Annotated in this window: 4 tRNA genes (2 of these 4 only partly in view); all 4 read right to left on the bottom strand. The window is 50.3% G+C overall.

What is annotated here, in order from left to right:
• Window positions 1-22: transfer RNA gene (locus tag V6942_RS03745), tRNA-Gln, on the bottom strand; it reaches 153 nt to the left of the window's first position.
• A gap of 45 nt (window positions 23-67) precedes the next feature.
• A tRNA-Met gene (locus V6942_RS03740) sits at window positions 68-144 on the bottom strand.
• An 18-nt stretch (window positions 145-162) separates the two neighbouring features.
• Window positions 163-237 (bottom strand) — tRNA-Gln (locus V6942_RS03735).
• Between the two features lie 36 nt (window positions 238-273).
• Window positions 274-328 (bottom strand) — tRNA-Gln (locus V6942_RS03730) (it continues 120 nt past the right edge of the window).

Here is a 328-nt window from a genome sequence, read left to right as displayed (position 1 = left end):
CTTACCGCTTGGCGATACCCCAACAAATTGTTTTCGGATAATCGGGTAAACCCAATGCTCCTGAATATGGTGGCTACGACGGGATTCGAACCTGTGACCCCATCATTATGAGTGATGTGCTCTAACCAACTGAGCTACGTAGCCAAATTTTCTTTTCTTCGATGGCTGGGGTACCTGGATTCGAACCAGGGAATGCCGGTATCAAAAACCGGTGCCTTACCGCTTGGCGATACCCCAATACCGTCGCGGCGATCCGCAAATATCGAAGAAATATGGCTGGGGTACCTGGATTCGAACCAGGGAATGCCGGTATCAAAAACCGGTGCCT

This window comes from Kluyvera genomosp. 2, assembly GCF_036759865.1.
GTDB classification, from domain to species: Bacteria; Pseudomonadota; Gammaproteobacteria; order Enterobacterales; family Enterobacteriaceae; genus Kluyvera; species Kluyvera ascorbata_B.
Note: the sequence above shows the minus strand (reverse complement) of the source record. Positions and strands in the feature narration are given on the sequence as shown.